The sequence below is a fragment of the Mesorhizobium sp. M7A.F.Ca.CA.004.04.2.1 genome, from assembly GCF_004022825.1.
Lineage (GTDB): Bacteria > Pseudomonadota > Alphaproteobacteria > Rhizobiales > Rhizobiaceae > Mesorhizobium.
In genome coordinates this window covers 1-1,326 of record NZ_RZPH01001318.1, presented here as the reverse complement: position 1 = coordinate 1,326, position 1,326 = coordinate 1, and the positions used below count along the sequence as shown (strand labels likewise).

Annotated in this window: 2 protein-coding genes; both read right to left on the bottom strand. The window is 63.6% G+C overall.

Annotated elements, in window-relative coordinates; all coding sequences use genetic code 11:
• On the bottom strand, nucleotides 1-494 hold a 494-nt coding region (locus EN893_RS34200; RefSeq protein WP_245490960.1), incomplete at its 3' end, for a 50S ribosomal protein L11 methyltransferase.
• Nucleotides 494-1,326 (bottom strand): AMP-binding protein (locus tag EN893_RS34195; RefSeq protein WP_164901390.1); only part of this gene is annotated, 833 nt, incomplete at its 5' end. The genes EN893_RS34195 and EN893_RS34200, both read right to left, overlap by 1 nt.

The window sequence follows — 1,326 nt, the reverse complement described above, 5'->3', positions numbered from 1 at the left end:
ACATCGCCTGCGAGCACGAGGTCAACTGCCGGCGGCGGGCCGGCGGTGATGTCTTCGCCTATTATTGTGATGGCAACGCCGTTGGCGACCGCGTTGAGCTCAAGAGCGGCAACGCCGTTGCGGTCGATCTCGGCGGCGATCACTTCGCGTGCCCCAGCCTTAGCTGCGGCGATGCCGACAAGGCCGGAGCCGGCACCAAGGTCGAGCACGCGGCGTCCCGCCACGGTTGTTGGATGGTCAAGGACATAGCGTGCGAGCACGGTGCCGCCGGCCCATGCATAGGCCCAGTAGGGCGGTTGTGGCTCCGGCGCGTCTTCCGCATCGTCTTCGGGCTCGACGAGCCGCCTCAATCCGCTGCCGGGGTGAGCTGTATAAAACTGGATTTCTGGAAGCGCAGGCACGGGGACAAGGCGCATGTTCGCCTTGATGAAGGTTGCCGGGTCGAGGCGTGAGCATCGATCCAGAGCATCGTTGTCGGCAAGATCGCCGTCCACTATTCGCGCAGTGCTCGCCGCAGGATCTTGCCGACCGGCGTCTTCGGCAGCTCGGTCCTGAATTCTATGTATTTGGGCCGCTTGTAGCCGGTCAGGTTCTCGCGGCAGAAGGCGGTGAGCGTCTCTGCGGTCAGCGCCGGATCCTTCTTGACCACGAACAGTTTCGGCACCTCGCCCGAATGCTCGTCCGGCACGCCGACCGCCGCCACTTCGAGCACGCCCGGATGCATGGCCACGACTTCCTCGAGCTCGTTCGGATAGACATTGAAGCCCGAAACCAGGATCATGTCCTTCTTGCGGTCGACGATCTTGGTGTAGCCGCGCTCGTCCATGAAGCCCATGTCGCCGGATTTGAAGTAGCCATCCTTGGTCATCACCTTGGCGGTCTCATCGGGCCGGTTCCAGTAGCCCGCCATCACCTGCGGTCCTCGGATGCAGACCTCGCCGACCTCGCCGAGCGGCAAATTGTTGCCGTCGTCGTCGCGGATGGCGATCTCGGTCGAGGGCAGCGGCAGGCCGATGGTGCCGGTGAAGTCGCCGGCGGTGAACTTGTTGGCGGTGGCGACCGGCGAGGTTTCCGAGAGGCCGTAGCCTTCGGTGACCGAACAACCGGTCAGCGTCTTCCAGCGTTCGGCGACGCCCTTCTGCACCGCCATGCCGCCGCCCAACGTCAGCACCAGCGGCTTGAAGTCGAGCTTGCGGAAATCCTCATTGTTGAGCAGCGCGTTGAACAGCGTGTTGAGGCCGGGAAAGATGTGCACCGGATACTTCTGCAGTTCCTTGACGAAGCCGGGAATGTCGCGCGGATTGGGAATGAGCACATTGCGGGCGC